14 protein-coding genes, 2 tRNA genes, 3 rRNA genes and 2 pseudogenes are annotated in these 22,104 nt (G+C 40.3%); 17 read left to right on the forward strand and 4 right to left on the reverse strand.

Annotated features, from left to right (window positions below):
- Positions 1 to 72: 72 nt before the first annotated feature.
- From C0J00_RS01475 to C0J00_RS01495, 5 genes are all read left to right on the forward strand, one after another.
- A complete protein-coding gene (locus C0J00_RS01475; protein WP_104967233.1) occupies positions 73 to 1,734 on the forward strand; it encodes a peptide ABC transporter substrate-binding protein in 1,662 nt (553 codons plus the stop codon).
- 114 nt (positions 1,735 to 1,848) lie between these two features.
- Entirely contained in the window at positions 1,849 to 2,763 is a 915-nt protein-coding gene (locus tag C0J00_RS01480; protein WP_104967234.1) for an ABC transporter permease, read from the forward strand.
- Positions 2,764 to 2,773: 10 nt separating this feature from the next.
- Positions 2,774 to 3,805 (forward strand): ABC transporter permease, encoded by a 1,032-nt coding sequence (locus tag C0J00_RS01485; protein WP_104967235.1) that lies wholly within the window; start codon positions 2,774 to 2,776, stop codon positions 3,803 to 3,805.
- A 14-nt stretch (positions 3,806 to 3,819) separates the two neighbouring features.
- A complete protein-coding gene (locus C0J00_RS01490; RefSeq protein ID WP_104967236.1) occupies positions 3,820 to 4,866 on the forward strand; it encodes an ABC transporter ATP-binding protein in 1,047 nt (348 codons plus the stop codon).
- A complete protein-coding gene (locus tag C0J00_RS01495) occupies positions 4,866 to 5,801 on the forward strand; it encodes an ABC transporter ATP-binding protein (protein ID WP_104967237.1) in 936 nt (311 codons plus the stop codon). The genes C0J00_RS01490 and C0J00_RS01495 overlap by 1 nt, the downstream gene beginning before the upstream one ends.
- Before the next feature lie 287 nt (positions 5,802 to 6,088).
- On the opposite strand, the pseudogene C0J00_RS01505 reads toward C0J00_RS01495, so the two are convergent.
- Positions 6,089 to 7,009 (reverse strand): annotated as a pseudogene (locus C0J00_RS01505) (IS30 family transposase).
- Positions 7,010 to 7,442: 433 nt separating this feature from the next.
- On the opposite strand from C0J00_RS01505, the gene C0J00_RS01510 reads away from it, so the two are divergent.
- From C0J00_RS01510 to C0J00_RS01530, 5 genes are all read left to right on the forward strand, one after another.
- Positions 7,443 to 9,001: ribosomal RNA gene (locus C0J00_RS01510) — 16S ribosomal RNA — on the forward strand.
- A 55-nt stretch (positions 9,002 to 9,056) separates the two neighbouring features.
- Positions 9,057 to 9,129, forward strand: a tRNA-Ala gene (locus C0J00_RS01515).
- A gap of 152 nt (positions 9,130 to 9,281) precedes the next feature.
- Positions 9,282 to 12,184 (forward strand): 23S ribosomal RNA (locus C0J00_RS01520).
- An 89-nt stretch (positions 12,185 to 12,273) separates the two neighbouring features.
- A 5S ribosomal RNA gene (gene rrf, locus C0J00_RS01525) occupies positions 12,274 to 12,389 on the forward strand.
- Together the 16S, 23S and 5S rRNA genes with 2 tRNA genes alongside form the textbook arrangement of a ribosomal RNA operon.
- A 5-nt stretch (positions 12,390 to 12,394) precedes the next feature.
- Positions 12,395 to 12,467, forward strand: a tRNA-Asn gene (locus tag C0J00_RS01530).
- Positions 12,468 to 12,712: 245 nt separating this feature from the next.
- Here C0J00_RS01530 and C0J00_RS01535 read toward each other — a convergent pair.
- Positions 12,713 to 13,576 (reverse strand): IS982 family transposase, encoded by an 864-nt coding sequence (locus C0J00_RS01535; protein WP_104967239.1) that lies wholly within the window; start codon positions 13,574 to 13,576, stop codon positions 12,713 to 12,715.
- A 243-nt stretch (positions 13,577 to 13,819) separates the two neighbouring features.
- Here C0J00_RS01535 and C0J00_RS01540 point away from each other — a divergent pair, with 243 nt between their 5' ends.
- Positions 13,820 to 14,308: a sigma-70 RNA polymerase sigma factor region 4 domain-containing protein gene (locus tag C0J00_RS01540; RefSeq protein WP_104967240.1), complete on the forward strand. Its 489-nt coding sequence runs from the start codon at positions 13,820 to 13,822 to the stop codon at positions 14,306 to 14,308.
- 60 nt (positions 14,309 to 14,368) lie between these two features.
- On the opposite strand, the pseudogene C0J00_RS01545 reads toward C0J00_RS01540, so the two are convergent.
- Both C0J00_RS01545 and C0J00_RS01550 read right to left on the reverse strand, forming a co-directional pair.
- Positions 14,369 to 15,311: pseudogene (locus tag C0J00_RS01545) on the reverse strand (IS30 family transposase).
- 536 nt (positions 15,312 to 15,847) lie between these two features.
- Positions 15,848 to 17,194, reverse strand: coding sequence for an aspartate kinase (locus C0J00_RS01550; protein ID WP_104967241.1), 1,347 nt, complete (start codon positions 17,192 to 17,194; stop codon positions 15,848 to 15,850).
- Between the two features lie 225 nt (positions 17,195 to 17,419).
- Between C0J00_RS01550 and fabM the strand changes: the two genes are divergently transcribed.
- The 6 genes from fabM (at position 17,420) to fabD (ending at position 22,098) form a co-directional block, all read left to right on the forward strand.
- Positions 17,420 to 18,223, forward strand: a complete 804-nt coding sequence (fabM, locus tag C0J00_RS01555; protein WP_104967242.1) for a trans-2-decenoyl-ACP isomerase — start codon at positions 17,420 to 17,422, stop codon at positions 18,221 to 18,223.
- Positions 18,224 to 18,311: 88 nt separating this feature from the next.
- Positions 18,312 to 18,746 carry a fatty acid biosynthesis transcriptional regulator FabT gene (fabT, locus tag C0J00_RS01560; RefSeq protein WP_104967243.1) on the forward strand — a complete coding sequence of 145 codons (435 nt, stop codon included), beginning with the start codon at positions 18,312 to 18,314 and terminating at the stop codon, positions 18,744 to 18,746.
- Positions 18,747 to 19,718 (forward strand): beta-ketoacyl-ACP synthase III, encoded by a 972-nt coding sequence (locus C0J00_RS01565; protein WP_104967244.1) that lies wholly within the window; start codon positions 18,747 to 18,749, stop codon positions 19,716 to 19,718.
- A 57-nt stretch (positions 19,719 to 19,775) separates the two neighbouring features.
- A complete protein-coding gene (locus tag C0J00_RS01570) occupies positions 19,776 to 20,000 on the forward strand; it encodes an acyl carrier protein (RefSeq protein ID WP_104967245.1) in 225 nt (74 codons plus the stop codon).
- A gap of 198 nt (positions 20,001 to 20,198) precedes the next feature.
- A complete protein-coding gene (gene fabK, locus C0J00_RS01575) occupies positions 20,199 to 21,164 on the forward strand; it encodes an enoyl-[acyl-carrier-protein] reductase FabK (RefSeq protein ID WP_104967246.1) in 966 nt (321 codons plus the stop codon).
- A 13-nt stretch (positions 21,165 to 21,177) separates the two neighbouring features.
- Positions 21,178 to 22,098: an ACP S-malonyltransferase gene (gene fabD, locus C0J00_RS01580; protein WP_104967247.1), complete on the forward strand. Its 921-nt coding sequence runs from the start codon at positions 21,178 to 21,180 to the stop codon at positions 22,096 to 22,098.
- Positions 22,099 to 22,104: the final 6 nt, after the last annotated feature.

Consider the following 22,104-nt stretch of genomic DNA (forward strand, 5'->3'; position numbering starts at 1 on the left):
CCTTCCTTTTTCAACAAATGATGTGGTATAATTCAATTCATTAAAGTATTGTATTGCATAGGAGGACATTTTATGTCTATGTTTTCAAAAAATTGGAAGCGCGTTGGTTTAGGAGCTGTTGCTCTTGCTTCAACAGCTGTACTTGTAGCATGTAGTGGTGGTAATTCATCTTCTAAATCAGATTCAAATAAAAACGAAATCAATTGGTCACTTCCGACTGAGTTAAATACACTTGATATCTCTAAAAACACAGATTCATATTCTAATGTTTTGATCGGTAACTCAGGAAGTAACTTGCTCCGCTTGGATGGAAAAGGTGGAACTGAGCCAGATTTGGCAACTAAAGTTGATGTATCAGACGATGGTTTGACTTATACAGCAACTCTTCGTGATGGCTTGAAATGGTCAGATGGAAGTGAATTGACAGCAGAAGACTTTGTTTATTCATGGCAACGTATCGTTGACCCAGCAACAGCTTCAGAGTACGCTTACCTAGCAACTGAGTCACATTTGGAAAATGCTGATAAGATTAATGCTGGTGAAGAAAAAGACCTTAATAAACTCGGTGTTAAAGCAGAAGGAAACAAGGTCGTCTTTACATTGACAAGCCCAACACCTCAGTTCATGGAGTATCTTGCCTTTACAAACTTCATGCCACAGAAAAAAGAGTTTGTTGAAAAGACTGGAAAAGATTACGGAACAAATTCTGACTCGCAAGTTTACTCTGGGCCATACAAAGTCGAGGGTTGGAATGGGTCAAATAATAGCTTCAAGTTAGTTAAAAACAAAGAATATTGGAACGCTAAGAATGTCAAAACAGATGCGGTTAATATTCAAGTTATTAAAAAACCAGATACAGCTGTTCAAATGTATAAACAAGGTGAACTTGATGCTGCCAATATTTCAAAAACAAGCGCTATTTACAATGCCAATAAAAACAATGACGATGTTGTAACTGTACCAGAAGCAACAACTGCTTACATGGTTTATAACCAAACTGGCGATGTTAAAGGTTTGACCAATCAAAAAATTCGCCAAGCACTTAACCTTGCCACAGACCGTAAAGGTGTTGTCGAAGCAGCAGTAGACACAGGGTCAAAACCTGCAACAGGTATTGCCCCAACAGGTTTGGCGACCTTGGAAAATGGTGAAGACTTAGCTGAATATGTCGCTCCAGGTTATTCATATAAAGCTAAAGAGGCTACGAAACTCTTCAAAGAAGGGTTGGAAGAACTTGGGGAAGACAGTCTTAAATTGACTATCACTGCAGATGCTGATAATCCAGTGGCTAAAAACTCAGTTGACTACCTCAAGAGCACATGGGAAGAAGCTCTTCCAGGATTGACTGTTGAAGAAAAATTCGTAACCTTCAAACAACGACTTGAAGATACTAAGAATCAAAACTTTGAAGTTGCTTTAGTACTTTGGGGTGGTGACTATCCAGAAGGTTCAACATTCTATGGCCTATTCACGTCAGATGCTCCATACAACTATGGTAAATTCGCAAGTAAAGAGTACGATGCTGCCTATGAAAAAGCAATCAAAGATAATGCTTTAGATAAGGATGCGGCTGCAGAAAACTATAAAGAAGCTGAGAAAATTCTTTATGATAATGCTTACTACAACCCACTTTACTTCCGTAGTGAAGAAACCCTCCAAAATCCAGACATAAAAGGGTTAGTACGTAACTCAACTGGTTTGAATACAGACTTCACACATGCCTACAAAAAATAATTCATTTTATTGGAATGACTAAATAACGGCAAGAATTGGAAATATCCAATTCTTGCTTTTATTGCAGGGAAAACTTTTTTCCTGCAATAAAAGCAATAGAAAAAGGGAATTGATATGATTAAATATATTCTAAAACGTCTGGCTATCCTCTTGGTAACCTTATGGGTGGTCATTACGCTTTCATTCTTTCTCATGCAGGTTATGCCGGGGACACCGTATAACAATCCCCGTTTGACGGATGAGATGATTGCTTTGATGAATAAGCAATATGGACTTGATAAACCAGTTTGGCAACAATATTTGAAATACCTTTTTGATATTTTACATGGGGATTTTGGAACAAGTTACCAATCCATCAACCAACCCGTCTCTCGTATGCTCAGTCAACGCTTAGGTGTATCAATACAGCTTGGTTTGCAAGCTTTGGTGATTGGTATTGGTAGTGGACTCATTGTTGGTGCTATTTCGGCTCGAAACAAAAATAATAAAATCGATGGTTTTCTTAGTGTTGTTTCAACTTTAGGAATTTCTGTGCCATCTTTCATCATTGGTCTTTTGCTCCTTGATTATCTTGGATTCAAATGGCAATTATTACCACTATCAGGCTGGGGAACTTTTGCTCAATCAATCCTACCAACGCTTGGCTTAGCGATTCCAATTTTTGCGCAGGTAACTCGTTTCTTCCGTAGTGAAATGATTGAGACTTTAAACTCGGACTATATTCAGTTGGCTCGTGCTAAGGGATTGACGATGCGTCAAGTTACTAACAGACACGCCTACCGTAACTCAATGATTCCAGTGTTGACATTGGTTGGGCCATTGGCGGCAGGTGTCTTGACAGGTTCGGCATTGATGGAGCGTATTTTCTCAATTCCTGGTATTGGTCAATTGTTCGTTACAGCGATTCCGACTAAAGATTACCCAGTCATTATGGGAACAACAATTGTTTATTCTGTCATGTTAATGGTAGCTATTTTAGCGACAGATATCATCATTAGTATCGTTGACCCACGTGTTCGCTTGCAATAAGGAGAGTAAAATGGCAGATAACTATCAAACATTTAAACTTGTTGGTGCTGGGTCATCTAGCACGCAAGAAAAAATTGAAAAGCCAGCGCTGTCCTTTTTCCAGGATGCTTGGCGCCGACTTAAGCAAAATAAACTAGCTGTTGTATCAATGTGGTTTTTGATTATACTAATGATCTTCTCACTAGCTTCAACACTATTTGTAAAACAAAAAGATGCTAACTTTTTTAATTCAAAAGAAGTTACTATCTATCGAAATTTACCGCCGAAAATTAATAGTAACCTTCCATTTTGGAACGGAGAAATTGTTTATTCAGGAAATACTGAAGCAAATGATGCCTATGCAGATCAAGGCGTGCCAGAAAATAAAAAATTTGCTTTAGGGACGGATACTCTTGGACGTAGTTTAGGGAAACGTATCATTGTTGGTATTCGTATTTCACTCTTGGTAGCCTTAGCTGCAACTGCTATTGACTTGATTATCGGTGTAACCTATGGTTTAATCTCTGGTTACGTAGGAGGTAAGGTTGATACAGTGATGCAACGTATTATCGAAGTTGTTTCATCAATTCCAAACTTGGTCATCGTAACGATGCTAGGTCTCTTGCTTGGTAATGGTATTCTTTCAATTATTATTTCCATCGGTCTTGTAGGTTGGACATCTATGGCGCGTCAAGTACGTAATTTAACGTTATCTTATCGTGAACGCGAGTTTGTTCTTGCAGCTCGTTCTCTAGGTGAAAGTGGTGGCAAAATTGCTTTCAAACATATTTTCCCTAATATTTCAGGAATTATCATTGTTCAGATTATGATGACCGTTCCGAGTGCTATTATGTACGAGGCAGTTCTTTCAGCCATCAATCTTGGTGTGAAACCACCGACAGCATCTCTGGGGTCATTGATTTCAGATGCACAGGAAAACCTACAGTATTATCCATACCAAGTATTGCTTCCTGCATTGGCGCTTGTTATCATTTCCTTAGCGTTTATCATGCTTGGTGATGGTTTGCGAGATGCTTTTGATCCAAAATCAAGTAACGACTAAAGGAGGAAATGAATATGGCACAAGAAAATATCTTAGAAGTTAAAAATCTTCATGTTGATTTCCAAACTTATGCTGGTGAAGTCCAAGCCATTCGTGAAGTTAATTTTGAACTGAAAAAAGGCGAAACTCTCGCGATTGTTGGTGAGTCTGGTTCAGGTAAATCAGTAACAACCAAGACACTTATGGGCTTGTCTGCAAAGAATGCTAATATTTCAGGTGAGATTCTTTTTAAAAATCGTAATCTCAATGATTTAAAAGAAGAAGAATGGGTTAAAATCCGTGGAAATGAAATTGCGATGATTTTCCAAGATCCGATGACTAGTCTTGATCCAACCATGAAGATTGGTATGCAAATCGCAGAACCGATTATGCTACATGAAAAGATTTCGAAAAAAGAAGCTCTTGATCGTGCACTTGAGCTTATGAAGAGTGTCGGTATTCCGAATGCTGAGGAACATATCAACGATTACCCTCACCAGTGGTCAGGTGGAATGCGCCAACGTGCCGTCATCGCTGTTGCGCTAGCTGGAAATCCTGAAATATTAATTGCTGATGAACCAACGACTGCTCTTGATGTAACGATTCAAGCTCAGATTTTAAATTTAATGAAAGATATTCAGCAGAAAACATCAAGCTCGATTATCTTTATCACTCACGACTTGGGTGTTGTTGCTGGTATGGCGGATCGTGTTGCTGTTATGTATGCTGGTAAAATCGTTGAATATGGGACTGTTGATGAAGTTTTCTACAACCCGCAACATCCTTACACTTGGGGACTTTTAAATTCAATGCCTACAACGGATACAGCAGCTGGAGCCCTCCAGTCTATTCCTGGAACACCACCGGATTTGTTGAATCCTCCAAAAGGAGATGCCTTTGCAGCTCGTAATGAATTTGCATTGGACATTGATCACGAAGAAGAACCACCGATGTTTAAAGTATCAGATAGTCATTACGCCGCAACATGGCTCTTAGATAAAAGAGCACCAGAGGTGACCCCTCCACCACAAATCCTAAAACGATGGGCTAAATGGCAAGAAAAATATGGAGGGATTAACTAATGGAAAATAACAAAAAAAAATTAGTTGAGCTAAAAAATGTTTCTCTTACGTTTAACAAAGGGAAATCTAATGAAGTTAAAGCCATTAATAATGTTAGCTTTGACATCTATGAAGGTGAAGTTTTTGGTTTAGTTGGTGAGTCTGGTTCAGGTAAAACAACCGTTGGTCGTGCTATTTTGAAACTGTATGATATTAACGAAGGAGAAATTATCTTTAATGGTGAAAAAGTCTCACATTTAAAAGGTAAAGCTCAACATAATTTCCGTAAGCAAGCTCAAATGATTTTTCAAGATCCACAAGCAAGTCTTAACGGGCGAATGAAAATCCGTGATATTGTTGCTGAAGGATTGGATATCCATAAGTTGGTTTCATCTAAGGAAGAACGTGATGAAAAAGTTCAGCACCTTCTTGATTTAGTTGGTTTAAATAAAGATCACTTAACACGTTATCCTCATGAGTTTTCTGGTGGACAACGTCAGCGTATCGGTATTGCCCGTGCTCTTGCTGTCGAACCGAAATTTATCATTGCCGATGAACCAATTTCAGCGTTGGATGTTTCTATTCAAGCCCAAGTTGTTAATTTAATGCAAAAATTACAACATGAGCAAGGCTTGACATATCTCTTTGTTGCTCACGATTTATCAATGGTTAAATATATCTCAGACCGTATTGGTGTTATGCACTGGGGTAAAATGTTAGAAATTGGAACATCTGAAGATGTTTATAATAATCCGATTCATCCTTATACAAAGAGTTTGTTGTCAGCTATTCCAGAACCGGATCCTGAAAAAGAACGTGCCCGTGTTCATCAAGTCTATGATCCAACAGCAGAATTGGATGGACAAGAACGCACTATGCATGAAATCACACCAGGTCATTTTGTTCTTGCTACAGAAGAAGAAGCACAGCTCTATAAAGAACAATTGCAAAAGTAAAAATTATGTAGTTAAAGCATTTGTGACTTATGCTGCAACTACTGGGTAATAGAGAAATAAAAGTTCTTAACATCTCCATTTGAAGAAGAAATTAAGTAAATCTCTTTATCAAAAAAACGCTCCATATCAAGTTCTTTTAATACTTGATATGGGGCGTTTTTCTTATGTGGAACACCTTTAAGGATTTGTTTTCCTAGTATGAGAACGCTGTAAACTATAAAAAAGAAGGAAACCTCCAGACTAAAAAGCTTATTAAACAAATTCCTTCTCTAAATTTCAAGTCCAAGTTAGCCATTTAGTAAAAATAGTCTAGGAGATAAATAGTTCAAACATTTCTTTGGATAGTTGTTAATCCAAATTTCGATGAAGGCGACTATTCTTGTGGTCGTTTTCTTAGTGCCTTTTGGCAACCATCGTCTAATGAGTCTGTTATGGTTCTCGTTGGTTCCTCTTTCCCAAGAGGCTTAAGGGTGGGCATAATAGATGCACTCAGGATCAAAGACATCTGCCAAGCAACTAAATTCTGTTCTGTTATCCGCTGTGATTGAGTTGATGTGATAGTTTTGAAGAATCCCTTTCAAAGCATGATTCACTGATGTCGCTGACTTGTCAGGAATGAGACGAATGATTTGAAAGCGACTCTTCCTGTCTGTGAGTGTCAGTAAGCACTCGTTTTTAGCACGCGTCTGAATAAGCGGATCAATCTCATAATCGCCTAGATTTTAACGCTTATTGCTACTCTCTGGTCCGTTCCTCAATAGACTTCCAGCAGGTTTAAAGTTTGGACTAGCTTGCTTTTTCTCTGCTTTACTTTTGCGTGGATAAAGCAAAGTAGATGGTACCATCCCCAAGTGTCCGTGGTGAATCCAGTAGTAGATGGTGGAAATTGGCACAGGGAAGCCTTTGGCTTTGACCATCATTTCAGGCGAGTATTTCTGCCTCTAGTAGTGGACAATACGCTCTTTCAATTCCTTGGTCAAGGTGACTGGCTGAACAGATTTAGTTCTGTTTTCATCGTAAACCACTTGCGCTGCATCAGCCCGATAGACTTTCTCAAATCTTCCTTTACGTACCTGTTGTCTAACAAAACCACGTTTAATTTCGTTGTTAATAGTTTGCGGGGCTTTTCCAAGTAAAGCGGCAATCTGACGATGACTGATTCCATCAGATTGCCATCGTTCAATCAAACGATGTTCTGTTAGTGCCACCTGTTTGTCTTTTGTAGTATAATGGTTTTACATCTCAAAGTTCCTTTTAATGTGTTTGTGGTGAACGACATTATATCTCACTGAGATGATTTTTTTAACTCTCGACTGGCTAACTTCATTTTAGAACTTTCCAAACAAATTCCTTCAGGTGAAAACCCAAAAAAATGAAAAAAAGTTATTGACAACCCATAAAGAAATATAGTAATATATAAAAGTTCTCAAAACGCGAGATCACTTCAAGAGCGTCTTCAAAAAAAGGAGAAAAAGTTATTGACAAGTGGCCGTGAGTTTGTTAGAATATAGAAGTTGCCTCGAAGGGGGGCGATAAGACCTTTGAAAACTGGATAAAGAAACCAAACGTGCGGGTTACGAAAGTAACCTGTCAAGAAGAAACATAAGTCAGATGATAACTGACTGAGCATAGCTCAAACTATTTAATGAGAGTTTGATCCTGGCTCAGGACGAACGCTGGCGGCGTGCCTAATACATGCAAGTGGAACGCAATTGATTCTCCCGTAGCTTGCTACATTTGAATTGATTGAGTCGCGAACGGGTGAGTAACGCGTAGGTAACCTACCTTATAGCGGGGGATAACTATTGGAAACGATAGCTAATACCGCATAAGAGTTGACAACACATGTTGTTAATTTAAAAGGAGCAATTGCTTCACTATGAGATGGACCTGCGTTGTATTAGCTAGTTGGTAAGGTAACGGCTTACCAAGGCATCGATACATAGCCGACCTGAGAGGGTGATCGGCCACACTGGGACTGAGACACGGCCCAGACTCCTACGGGAGGCAGCAGTAGGGAATCTTCGGCAATGGGGGGAACCCTGACCGAGCAACGCCGCGTGAGTGAAGAAGGTTTTCGGATCGTAAAGCTCTGTTATAAGCGAAGAACGGGAGTAAGAGTGGAAAGTTTACTCTGTGACGGTAGCTTATCAGAAAGGGACGGCTAACTACGTGCCAGCAGCCGCGGTAATACGTAGGTCCCGAGCGTTGTCCGGATTTATTGGGCGTAAAGCGAGCGCAGGTGGTTTAATAAGTCTGAAGTTAAAGGCATTGGCTCAACCAATGTACGCTTTGGAAACTGTTAAACTTGAGTGCAGAAGGGGAGAGTGGAATTCCATGTGTAGCGGTGAAATGCGTAGATATATGGAGGAACACCGGTGGCGAAAGCGGCTCTCTGGTCTGTAACTGACACTGAGGCTCGAAAGCGTGGGTAGCGAACAGGATTAGATACCCTGGTAGTCCACGCCGTAAACGATGAGTGCTAGGTGTTGGGTCCTTTCCGGGACTCAGTGCCGCAGCTAACGCATTAAGCACTCCGCCTGGGGAGTACGACCGCAAGGTTGAAACTCAAAGGAATTGACGGGGGCCCGCACAAGCGGTGGAGCATGTGGTTTAATTCGAAGCAACGCGAAGAACCTTACCAGGTCTTGACATCCCGATGCCCGTCCTAGAGATAGGATTTTACTTCGGTACATCGGTGACAGGTGGTGCATGGTTGTCGTCAGCTCGTGTCGTGAGATGTTGGGTTAAGTCCCGCAACGAGCGCAACCCCTATTGTTAGTTGCCATCATTTAGTTGGGCACTCTAGCGAGACTGCCGGTAATAAACCGGAGGAAGGTGGGGATGACGTCAAATCATCATGCCCCTTATGACCTGGGCTACACACGTGCTACAATGGTCGGTACAACGAGCAGCGAACTGGTGACAGTAAGCCAATCTCTTAAAGCCGATCTCAGTTCGGATTGTAGGCTGCAACTCGCCTACATGAAGTCGGAATCGCTAGTAATCGCGGATCAGCACGCCGCGGTGAATACGTTCCCGGGCCTTGTACACACCGCCCGTCACACCACGAGAGTTTGTAACACCCGAAGTCGGTGAGGTAACCTTTTAGGAGCCAGCCGCCTAAGGTGGGATAGATGATTGGGGTGAAGTCGTAACAAGGTAGCCGTATCGGAAGGTGCGGCTGGATCACCTCCTTTCTAAGGAAAACGGAAGCACGTTTGGGATCTTTATTTAGTTTTGAGAGGTCTTTGTGGGGCCTTAGCTCAGCTGGGAGAGCGCCTGCTTTGCACGCAGGAGGTCAGCGGTTCGATCCCGCTAGGCTCCATTAACATCAGACAGATGTTAAGATAGTCCATTGAAAATTGAATATCTATATCAAATTCCACGATTATCGAAAGATAATTGTAGAAAGTAACAAGAAAATAAACCGAAACGCTGTAAGTATTTAATGAGTTTAGATCGTAAGATCAAAGATAAGGTTAAGTTAATAAGGGCGCACGGTGGATGCCTTGGCACTAGAAGCCGAAGAAGGACGTGACTAACGACGAAATGCTTTGGGGAGCTGTAAGTAAGCGCTGATCCAGAGATGTCCGAATGGGGGAACCCGGCAGGTAATGCCTGTCATCACTAGTTGTTAAGACTAGCTGAAGGAAGACGCAGTGAACTGAAACATCTAAGTAGCTGCAGGAAGAGAAAGCAAACGCGATTGCCTTAGTAGCGGCGAGCGAAACGGCAGGAGGGCAAACCGAGGAGTTTACTCCTCGGGGTTGTAGGACTGCGACGTGGGACTAGACGACATAGAAGAATGACCTGGGAAGGTCAGCCAGAGAGAGTAACAGCCTCGTATTTAAAATGTTTGTATAGCCCTAGCAGTATCCTGAGTACGGCGAGACACGCGAAATCTCGTCGGAATCTGGGAGGACCATCTCCCAACCCTAAATACTCTCTAGTGACCGATAGTGAACCAGTACCGTGAGGGAAAGGTGAAAAGCACCCCGGGAGGGGAGTGAAATAGAACCTGAAACCGTGTGCCTACAACAAGTTCGAGCCCGTTAATGGGTGAGAGCGTGCCTTTTGTAGAATGAACCGGCGAGTTACGCTATGATGCGAGGTTAAGTTGAAGAGACGGAGCCGTAGGGAAACCGAGTCTTAATAGGGCGACATAGTATCATGGTGTAGACCCGAAACCATGTGACCTACCCATGAGCAGGTTGAAGGTGAGGTAAAACTCACTGGAGGACCGAACCAGGGCACGTTGAAAAGTGCTTGGATGACTTGTGGGTAGCGGAGAAATTCCAAACGAACTTGGAGATAGCTGGTTCTCTCCGAAATAGCTTTAGGGCTAGCGTCGATGTTAAGTCTCTTGGAGGTAGAGCACTGTTTGGGTGAGGGGTCCATCCCGGATTACCAATCTCAGATAAACTCCGAATGCCAATGAGATATAATCGGCAGTCAGACTGCGAGTGCTAAGATCCGTAGTCGAAAGGGAAACAGCCCAGACCACCAGCTAAGGTCCCAAAATATATGTTAAGTGGAAAAGGATGTGGGGTTGCACAGACAACTAGGATGTTAGCTTAGAAGCAGCTATTCATTCAAAGAGTGCGTAATAGCTCACTAGTCGAGTGACCCTGCGCCGAAAATGTACCGGGGCTAAAACATATTACCGAAGCTGTGGATGACCATTTAGGTCATGGTAGGAGAGCGTTCTATGTGTGAAGAAGGTGTACCGTGAGGAGCGCTGGAACGCATAGAAGTGAGAATGCCGGTATGAGTAGCGCAAGACAGGTGAGAATCCTGTCCACCGTAAGACTAAGGTTTCCAGGGGAAGGCTCGTCCGCCCTGGGTTAGTCGGGACCTAAGGAGAGACCGAACGGTGTATCCGATGGCCAACAGGTTGATATTCCTGTACTAGAGTATATAGTGATGGAGGGACGCAGTAGGCTAACTCAACCCAGCGACTGGAAGAGCTGGGCTAAGCAGTGAGGCGTGGTATGAGTCAAATGCTTATACCTATAACGTTGAGCTGTGATGGGGAGCGAAGTTTAGTAGTGAAGTGAGTGATGTCACACTGCCAAGAAAAGCTTCTAGCGTTAATTATACTCTACCCGTACCGCAAACCGACACAGGTAGTCGAGGCGAGTAGCCTCAGGTGATCGAGAGAACTCTCGTTAAGGAACTCGGCAAAATGACCCCGTAACTTCGGGAGAAGGGGTGCTGTCTTTAGACAGCCGCAGTGAATAGGCCCAAGCAACTGTTTATCAAAAACACAGCTCTCTGCTAAATCGTAAGATGATGTATAGGGGGTGACGCCTGCCCGGTGCTGGAAGGTTAAGAGGAGTGCTTAGGAGTAATCCGAAGGTATGAATTGAAGCCCCAGTAAACGGCGGCCGTAACTATAACGGTCCTAAGGTAGCGAAATTCCTTGTCGGGTAAGTTCCGACCCGCACGAAAGGCGTAATGATTTGGGCACTGTCTCAACGAGAGACTCGGTGAAATTTTAGTACCTGTGAAGATGCAGGTTACCCGCGACAGGACGGAAAGACCCCATGGAGCTTTACTGCAGTTTGATATTGAGTATCTGTACCACATGTACAGGATAGGTAGGAGCCTAAGAAGTTGGAACGCCAGTTTCAATGGAGGCGTTGTTGGGATACTACCCTTGTGTTATGGCTACTCTAACCCAGATAGGTAATCCCTATCGGAGACAGTGTCTGACGGGCAGTTTGACTGGGGCGGTCGCCTCCTAAAAGGTAACGGAGGCGCCCAAAGGTTCCCTCAGACTGGTTGGAAATCAGTCGCAGAGTGTAAAGGTATAAGGGAGCTTGACTGCGAGAGCTACAACTCGAGCAGGGACGAAAGTCGGGCTTAGTGATCCGGTGGTTCCGTATGGAAGGGCCATCGCTCAACGGATAAAAGCTACCCTGGGGATAACAGGCTTATCTCCCCCAAGAGTTCACATCGACGGGGAGGTTTGGCACCTCGATGTCGGCTCGTCGCATCCTGGGGCTGTAGTCGGTCCCAAGGGTTGGGCTGTTCGCCCATTAAAGCGGCACGCGAGCTGGGTTCAGAACGTCGTGAGACAGTTCGGTCCCTATCCGTCGCGGGCGTAGGAAATTTGAGAGGATCTGCTCCTAGTACGAGAGGACCAGAGTGGACTTACCGCTGGTGTACCAGTTGTCTCGCCAGAGGCATCGCTGGGTAGCTATGTAGGGAAGGGATAAGCGCTGAAAGCATCTAAGTGCGAAGCCCACCTCAAGATGAGATTTCCCATAACGTTATGTTAGTAAGAGCCCTGAAAGAAGATCAGGTAGATAGGTTAGAAGTGTACGTGTGGTGACACATTAAGCGGACTAATACTAATCGCTCGAGGACTTATCCAAAAGAAAGTAACAAAGAGTCAATATTGACAGCGAGTAGGTTTCTTGTTAGAATATAGGTATTCAATTTTGATTGGATTATCAATCATTAGTTAAGTGACGATAGCCTAGGAGATACACCTGTACCCATGCCGAACACAGTAGTTAAGCCCTAGAACGCCTGAAGTAGTTGGGGGTTGCCCCCTGTTAGATATGGTAGTTGCTTAGCATTTATCCGCCATAGCTCAGTTGGTAGAGCGCATGACTGTTAATCATGATGTCACAGGTTCGAGCCCTGTTGGCGGAGTATAGTATTTGAGACTTTGCTTGATGTAGAGTCTTTTATTTTCCCTTAATGCCAAAATGGTAGTTGGGAATTTATAGCTAAGAACGAAGGGAGAAGACGACATTTGTCTTGTCTCTTTTTATATAAAAAGCATTAAGTACAATATCATTTCACCTAATGTTTATGATGAGCTTCTTTGAAGTTTCATACTCTCATTAGAATAGGGTAGGTTTAAGGTATTGATAATATAGTTTTTACCCGTGGTACTAGTTAATTTCAAAATATCTCAAATGATAAGCCAGTATGATTTGTTCGATTCTCAATTGTAGTCCCCTAATGCTTCTCGTTAACGTGTGCTCAATATCAAATAGCGCACAAAGTTCAGAAAAGCGAGTTTCGATCGTTCTTCTCATGACAAGTAACTGCCAGTGATTATGCTGTTCTGCACCGACCATGTTTTGACGTAATGGTGTCCATAAGTGATAGCCTTTCTGTTCTAACCTATCTTTTAGCTCTTGACTGAGGTAACCTAAATCGGCAAGAACGACAGAATGCCTACAGCCTTCTAGGAGTTCATCAACGACTTTAATGTCGTGAACAGAGCCTGGTGTCACAACATAGTTGAGAATAACCCCCGACAAAGTGACCAACATATGGCCTTTAAAACCATAGAACCAAAGGTTTTTAGTGGCATTATCCCCAATATCAGCGCAATCATTGAAAATCTTGGCGCTATGATTGCGAATAGGCTGGCAAAGCGACAATGGAAAACTGTCCATAATCACAATAGTATCTGGCGAGATTGCCCCACTCAAGGCTTGTCGAATGAGTTGAACCAACCAAATCAATTGTTTTGTTCGTCTATTAAAGCGGCTTCTTTCTAGTAAGTTGCCCCCAAAGAAAAGTTGACAGATTCTATAAAAATGGCGTTGTGATGTTATCCCTAACTCAGCTTGAAGCAGCAATAAAACAAGAAGTGACTCATCTGAAACTTTGGCTAAACCAATATTGCGACGATGCTTCAACGAATCGGGGCAGTAGGTCCGATAAAATTGAGAACTGATTTGGGATAATTGTTTGATATTCCATTGTAAATGATGGGATTTAGCGGTATACTGTAAGTGGCTCATTGGGACTACCTCCTGTTTGTTTTGTCACTTACAGTATAGTCCTTTTGGGCTTTTTATTGTCGTTGAAACTTAACTAGCACCACGAGTAGTTTTAGTATTTCAATGTGGGATTAGTGTAACCTATTCAGTGGATTTATATAATAGTTAATGATAGTTTGGATTGAGCATGACATTTATGTCATGGTTTTATCAGTTAAGTATCTCTATAATAGCTTTATTAGTTAGAAAAGAGGTCTTTATGTGATGATAGAACAATCATCTTTACAGTATTTATCTTTTGAAAGCTTATATAAGCGTGTGCAGCCTATTGTTCATAAATGTCGAAGACAGTATCATATACAGCTTTGGGATTTTGATGATTGGGATCAAGAAGGTATGATTTGTTTATTTCATTTGGTTCAAACTAAATCGGACTCTCTAGATAATCCTTCATTTTTCTTTGCTTGTTTTAAGACAAAATTTTCAAATTATTTAAAGGATGTTTTACGATCTCAGGAGAGTGATAAGAGGCGTTTGAATCGTTTACCTTATGAAGAAGTTTCTGAGTTAAGTCATTGTATCGCACAAGAGGGGCTATCTTTAGAAGATCGTGTTATTATGAGAGAGCAATTAGCTCATTTGAAGGAAGTACTTCCCGAATCGCGCCATCATGAAGTTGACTTGCTCCTTGCTGGTAATCGATTTAAAGGTCGACGAGCTTTGTTACGGCAATTAAAAGAGTTATGGAATTAGCTATAGTATTTAGCTAGGGATTAATTTTGGAGAGCTTTTTTGAATACCCCAATTGTCAAATTAAGTTAGACATTTTACGTAACTCAGAAAAACTTGATATGGTGTTTGATAATTTAAAGATTTTCTAGGAATTCTATTTCGTTTATCAGCTATAGCTGATAAATATTTCTGAGAAATACCATTGAAATCCATTTGCTTAGGCAGTTCATGACGTCTTAATAAACCATTTGAATGTTCATTTAACCCACGTTGATTAGGGCAAGCTGGATCCGCAAAGAAAATATCAATGTCGTGTTGGTTGGCTATTGTCTTCCAATTAGGGAATTCTTTCCCACAATCAAAGGTGATCGATTTAAAGAGATGTTTTGGGAATTTTGGCAGCTATCTATTTAGTGATTGCTCAATGTCACTAGCTTTTCGAGCATTGGTTTGAAGAGTAATAATAGCTTTAGATTGCTTCTCTACTAAGGGACAACAGCACTTTTGTGATGTTTACCAACGATCGTATCTCCTTCAAGATGCCCAAATTCTCTTTCAAATTTCGGATAGATTTCCGAACGCTCAAGGATATCCCTCCGAAAAACTTGCTTGCCACGTTTTTCGGCCTTGCCATTCGGTTTGCGTTTTCCCCGCCATGGTAAATCGTCTTTCTTGAAGATGCTATGGTCAGCTAGTCAATAAAGAGTTCTCATAGAACAGGGGATTTTATCGGGATAAGTTCCTTTAATAACATTCAAACTCCAATTAAGCACTAAATGCATTTGAATAAAATCTTGTTCATTTTGGGTGAGTTGGGTCTGACGACGACCACAACGTTTCTTGTTAGCTTTGTAGTCCTTGTAGTAATCATAGGAAGTGTGACAAGCCTTGAGGTAAGCAATGTCCTTATAAATCGTTTGTCTTGATCTTTTGAGGGATTGACAAATAGGGCTAACGGTTATTCCTTCTTTGTCATAAGCCTCTATCATAACAAGTTCATTTGTGGTTCATGAGTGTAGGTCATTTATGTTAGTTCCTTTCAGACAAATGTGGTGTTTATCTGAGCCTAACATAGATGGCTTTTCTATCTAGCTTAATTTTACAAATTGGGATACATAAAACTTCTGAGTTTAAGATATTTTTAAATTAGTTAACTGTCACTAGAATAATCAATGTCAGTTACATGGTTAGGTAAAAGTTAATAAATTAGTATTTACAACTTACTTTAGCTAATTTCGGATAAGGCTAAAAGTAATGATACTTACAGAAATATTTAATTGTGTGAGTGCTCAATGACGACCTAAATCTTCATTTTTAAATGAAAGAGGAGTCTCTCTATGTGTAGAGAAACTCCTTTTTATATGGTTTTTAGGTCTTTAAATAAGTAGTTATGTGTTGATAATTATAATTAAGAAGATTAGTGGAGAACGCTTATGTACAAATTAACATTTGATTATTTTTTAAGGTAATAAAGAAAAATTGATACCATGCCAAATGAGATGATATCAATTTTAAAAAATTCTTTAGGTTGTCGCACTACATTATAGAAAATATGATGGACTAGAAAAAGGCAGAGTAGAGAGCTTGTATGGCTGCTTTTTCTTCTTTAGATTTAATGACGAACATGATTGAGACTTCGCTTGATCCTTGTGAAATCATTTCGAGGTTAATATTTTTTTCTGATAAAGCTTTTGTTGCAGCAGCCGTAATACCAATATGATTTTTCATGTTCTCTCCTACAATCATGATGATAGAGAGTTCTTTTTCGATTTCTAAGTCGTCAACATGAAGTTCATTTTGTAGGTAGTCTACAATTCTTTCTTCTTTTTCAGGAGTTAATTCACGTTCTCTAAGAACAATAGACATGTCATCAATACCAGTTGGTATGTGCTCCCAGCGAATATTAAGTTCTTCAAGAATTTGTAGGACTTTACGACCAAATCCAATTTCCCTATTCATCAAGTATTTTGAGATATTAATGCTGACAAATTTATCATCACCAGATATTCCCACAACAGGTAAATCAAGTGTTTCGTGCTTTAAAGTAACCTTAGTCCCAGGATGACTAGGGTTATTTGTGTTTTTGATGACAAGAGGAATTTTTGAGCGATAAACTGGGATTAAGGCTTCATCATGTAAGACTGAGAAACCTGCATAAGCTAATTCACGCATTTCTTTATATGTTAGTTCACTGATAGAATGTGGTTTATTGACAACACCAGGGTGTGCGGCAAAAATACCATCAACATCAGTGAAGTTTTCGTAAAGCTCAGCGTGAATTCCAGCGGCAATCAATGAACCAGTAATATCTGAGCCTCCCCTAGAGAAGGTACAAATATTGTTATCCATGGTGACGCCAAAGAAACCTGGAATAACATAAATTTGTTCTCCTTGTCGTAATTTTTGAATATGCTCGTAGCTACTTGGTAGTAGTCTAGCATTTTGTGGTTCACTTGAAACGAAGAGACCTGCGTCGCTAGGATGAAGGTAAATTGCATCTAAATCATTTTCTTTAAAAAAAGCAGCAATTAGCTTAGCATTATTGTCTTCCCCTGCTGCAAGGAAAGTATCGTAAAGATAAGGGTTATTTGTGATAGGTAGGCATTCAAGACTTTCGATAGATTTTTGGATTGTGCTGATAATGCTTAAATTGACATTAAGTTCAGTTGCTATATCACGATATCTTTGAATGATCCAAGCTTTATCTGCGCTAGTATCTTGGTTATTTTTATAGTGATTGTAGTATTGGATGAGAGCATCGGTTACTTTGGTATCCTGTGCATCTCTTTTTCCTGGCGCAGATACGACGATAAAACGTCTCTCGCGATCACTTTTGACAATATTTAAAACTTTTTGTAATTGTTGAGCTGACGCTAATGAACTACCACCAAATTTTGTGACTTTCATGAATATACTCCTGGGTAACGTGTGTTAGAAAAATTATAACAAATTTCAGATAATTTACAAGATTTAAACTATATATGACTACGGTTTGCTATTTATTTTATCGGAATAATTTCTTAAGTTTGGACTTGGAATTATAGAAGATTCGTTTTATGATTTGAAAAATATTATTTTTGTGATATACTTTGAAAGTAAAATTATTTAATAATCAAACGAATAGAGGTAGAAATGACTTATAGTACAATTCGATATGAGATAGAAGATAAAGTTGCTACTTTAACTTTTATACGAGAACAGGCTAATAATGGTTTCAATATCCCAATGTGCTTAGAAATAATAGATGTGATAGCAACTCTTGAGCAAAGCTCAGAAGTTCAAATTTTAGTTATTGAAGCGGAAGGATCTGTTTTTTCAGTCGGCGGTGATTTGATTGAGATGCAGAGGGCTGTTTCGGAAGATGATGTTGAATCATTAGTAGATATAGCAAGATATGTACAAGATATTGCATTTAAAATAAAACAGCTTCCAAAACCAGTGATTATGTGTACAGATGGTGCTGTTGCTGGGGCAGCCTTTAACTTAGCTATAGCATCTGATTTTTGTATTGCCAGTGATAAGTCTAAGTTCATTCAAGCGTTTGTAAACGTTGGTTTAGCTCCTGATGCAGGCGGTCTATTTTTGCTCACACGTTCATTAGGAATTAATCGTGCAACTCAATTAGCGATGACGGGTGAAGCTGTTTCGGCCGAGAAGGCTGAAGAATATGGTTTTGTTTATAAAACTTGTGAATCAGGAAAATTAGATAAGGCGCGTGATCGTTTGATAAAACGATTGAAGCGTGGGTCATTTAATTCTTACGCGGCTATGAAGCAGCTGGTATGGGAGAGTTTCTTTTCTGATTGGGAAAGCTATGCTGTTAAGGAGCTGTATTGGCAGGAACGCTTGGCGTTTCAAGATGATTTTAAAGAAGGGGTCAAAGCTCATGCAGATAGAAGACGACCCTCTTTTACTGGAAATGGGTTGTTTAAATAATTTCCCTTTTTTAGCATTTAGAAAATCCTTGCAAAATAATTTTACCTTTGATATAATTTGATAGTCAAACTTTATGGAGGTTGTTTAGGTGGATTACAATGAAATCAATGACTACCTAGTAGGTATTTTTAACAACATACTTATTATTGAAGAAGCAAGTTTAAAGACAAGCCGCTTCAACGATGTTTCTATCAAAGAGATGCATACCATTGATGAAATTGGTAATACTCCTAATGCAACACCTAGCGATATTGCTAAAGCTTTGATGGTTACATTAGGTACGGTGACTACTAGTTTAAATAAACTAGAAAAGAAAGGTTACATTATTCGTACAAGATCTAATGTAGATCGTCGTGTGGTTCATTTGAGCCTTTCACAAAAGGGACGTCTCTTATTCCGTCTACATCACAAATTTCATATGAATATGGTAGAAAAGATTACTGATGGTTTTGATGAGCAGGAGTTTGAAGTGATGAGTCGCGGTTTGAAAAATCTTAATCAGTTTTTGGAGGACCTTAAATAGATGGGTTTTGCAAAAATTTCACAAGTAGCTCACTATGCACCAGACCATATTGTTACCAATGATGATTTATCTCAAATTTTGGAAACAAGTGATGAATGGATTGCTAGCCGAACTGGTATTAAGCAACGCCATATTTCTCAGTGTGAGCAAACTAGCGATTTAGCAACAAGAGTAGCTGAGTCTTTATTGAAGAAGGCTGTTTTAAGTGCTAGTGAGTTAGATTTTATCATTGTTGCGACGATTACACCTGATAGCAATATGCCTTCTGTGGCTGCTAAAGTACAAGGAAATATCAAAGCTCAAAATGCTTTTGCTTTTGATGTAACGGCAGCTTGTAGTGGTTTTGTCTTTGCACTTGCGACCGCTGAAAAATTCATTGCATCTGGTCAGTACCGAAAGGGTTTGATTATTGGTGCGGAGGTCATGTCCAAAGTTTTAGATTGGACGGATCGTTCGACAGCAGTGCTTTTTGGTGATGGGGCAGGTGGCGTTCTGTTAGAAGCAGCAGATGCGCAACACTTTTTAGCAGAGTCACTTAACACCAAAGGAGAGCAGTGGCAATGTTTGCAATCTGGTAACAAAGGCTTGCTATCACCTTATAGTCAGGTGATTGATCAGGAGTCTTATTATTTGCAGATGGATGGGAGAGCAGTTTTTGATTTCACAATCAAGACAGTTTCGGCAAGTATTCGTCAACTATTAGATGTCAATAAAGATTTAGAAATCGATTATTTTTTATTGCATCAGGCGAATATCAGAATTCTGGATAAGATGGCTAAAAAAGTTTCGGTAAATCGAGATAAGTTTTTGGCCAATATGCAAGACTATGGTAACACGAGTGGAGCTAGTATCCCTATTTTGTTATCGGAAAGTGTAGAGCGTGGCTTGATTCAATTAGATGGTACCCAAACAATTTTTCTTTCAGCTTTTGGTGGAGGTTTGACATGGGGAAATCTAATTGTTAAAATTTAGTTAACTTTGTGCGAAATGCACATTTATATATATTATTTATTTTTAAGGAGAAAAATCATGGCAGTATTTGATAAAGTACAAGAAATTATTGTGGAAGAACTTGGTAAAGAAGCAGAAGAAGTGAAAATGGAAACAACTTTCGATGACCTCGATGCTGATTCACTTGATGTTTTCCAAGTTATTTCTGAAATTGAAGATGAGTTTGATATCCAAATCGAAACTGAAGAAGGACTTAACACAGTAGGTGACTTGGTTGCTTACGTTGAAGAAAAAACAAAATAAGGTTCTAGAGGCTGAGAACAACTCAGTCCCTAAGGTCAGTGAGTCATATTTTAATGTTTAATAATAAGCTGACTTAGGGGAGTGGGACGATAAAATTATGATAGTTTTCTATCTGATTTGTCTCCCACTCCTTCTTATTTTAATTATATAATTTGATTATCAAATCATTTAAAACAGAAAGTATTGTGTAGATAGTTTATGAAAACACGTATTACAGAGCTCTTAAATATAAAATATCCTATTTTCCAAGGTGGAATGGCTTGGGTTGCTGATGGTGATCTTGCTGGCGCTGTGTCTAAAGCAGGTGGTCTAGGAATCATTGGTGGCGGGAATGCCCCTAAAGAGGTAGTCAAAGCCAATATTGATAAAGTTAAATCTATGACAGATAAGCCTTTTGGTGTTAACATTATGCTCTTATCGCCTTTTGCTGATGATATTGTAGATTTAGTTATTGAAGAAGGTGTCAAGGTTGTAACGACTGGTGCTGGTAACCCTGGGAAGTATATGGAACGGTTACACGCTGCTGGGATTACGGTCATTCCAGTGGTACCTAGTGTAGCATTGGCCAAAAGAATGGAAAAATTAGGTGTTGATGCTGTGATTGCTGAAGGTATGGAAGCTGGTGGTCATATCGGAAAATTGACAACTATGACCTTAGTTCGTCAAGTTGTAGAAGCTATCGATATTCCTGTTATTGCGGCAGGTGGTATCGCAGATGGACATGGTATGGCAGCTGGCTTCATGCTGGGAGCTGAAGCGGTCCAAGTTGGGACACGTTTTGTTGTCGCTAAAGAGTCAAATGCTCATCAAGCGTTTAAAGATAAAGTCTTGAAGGCTAAAGATATTGATACAGTCGTTTCAGCTTCGGTTGTTGGACACCCTGTTCGTGCTATTAAGAATAAATTGGCGACGGCATATAGCCAAGCTGAGAAGGATTTTCTTGCTGGGAAAAAATCAGCTGAAGAAATCGAAGAGTTAGGTGCTGGTGCTCTGCGCAATGCAGTTGTTGATGGTGACGTGGTTAATGGTTCGGTCATGGCTGGGCAAATTGCTGGGTTAGTGAGTAAGGAAGAAACTTGCGCTGAGATTTTAGAAGATTTGTATACTGGTGCCAAAACGGTGATTGCTGAAGAAGCTAAACGTTGGACAGATCTTCTGGATTAACTGAGGAGAAAAGATGACAAAAACAGCCTTTTTATTTGCCGGTCAAGGGGCTCAAACACTAGGAATGGCTCGTGATCTGTATGAGCATTTTGAGATTGTTAAAGCCACCTTTGAACAGGCAAGTCAGATTTTGGGGTATGATATTCGTCACTTAATTGATGAGGACCAAGATAAACTGAATCAGACGAGGTTTACCCAACCTGCTATTTTGACAACGTCTGTAGCGATTTATAAGCTTTTAATAGAAAAAGGAATTTCCCCTGATATTGTAGCAGGCTTGTCACTTGGTGAATATTCCGCTTTGGTGGCAGCAGGTGCCTTGGATTTTGAGACAGCTTTACAATTGGTTGCTAAACGTGGTCAACTAATGGAAGAAGCTGCGCCAGCTGGTAGCGGCAAAATGGTTGCTATCATGAACGCTGAAGTTTCAGTGATTGAATCAGCTTGTCAATCAGCTTCTGATCTTGGTGTTGTTAGCCCTGCTAATTACAATACGCCTCAACAAATTGTTATTGGGGGAGAAGTAACTGCAGTTGATAAGGCGGTAGATATCCTAAAGGAAGCAGGTGTCAAACGTATGATTCCACTTCAAGTTTCAGGTCCTTTTCACACTGCTTTACTGGAACAGGCTAGTCAAGGATTAGCAGAAGTTCTAGAAGAGGTAACTTTTAACGACTTTGAGCTTCCTCTAGTTGGGAATACAGAGGCTACTATCATGAAAAAAAAGGATATCAAGTCTTTATTAGCGCGCCAAGTGATGGAACCTGTTAGATTTTATGAATCGATTGCTGAAATCCAGGCATTTGGTGTTGATAGGGTTATTGAAGTTGGTCCTGGGAAGGTCTTGTCAGGATTTATCAAAAAAATTGATAAGAATCTTCCAACGGTTGCTGTCAATGATTTAGCAAGTTTGGAAGCATTACTGCATCAATAAGTGAGG

This window comes from Streptococcus pluranimalium, from assembly GCF_002953735.1.
In the GTDB taxonomy this organism is placed as follows: Bacteria; Bacillota; Bacilli; order Lactobacillales; family Streptococcaceae; genus Streptococcus; species Streptococcus pluranimalium.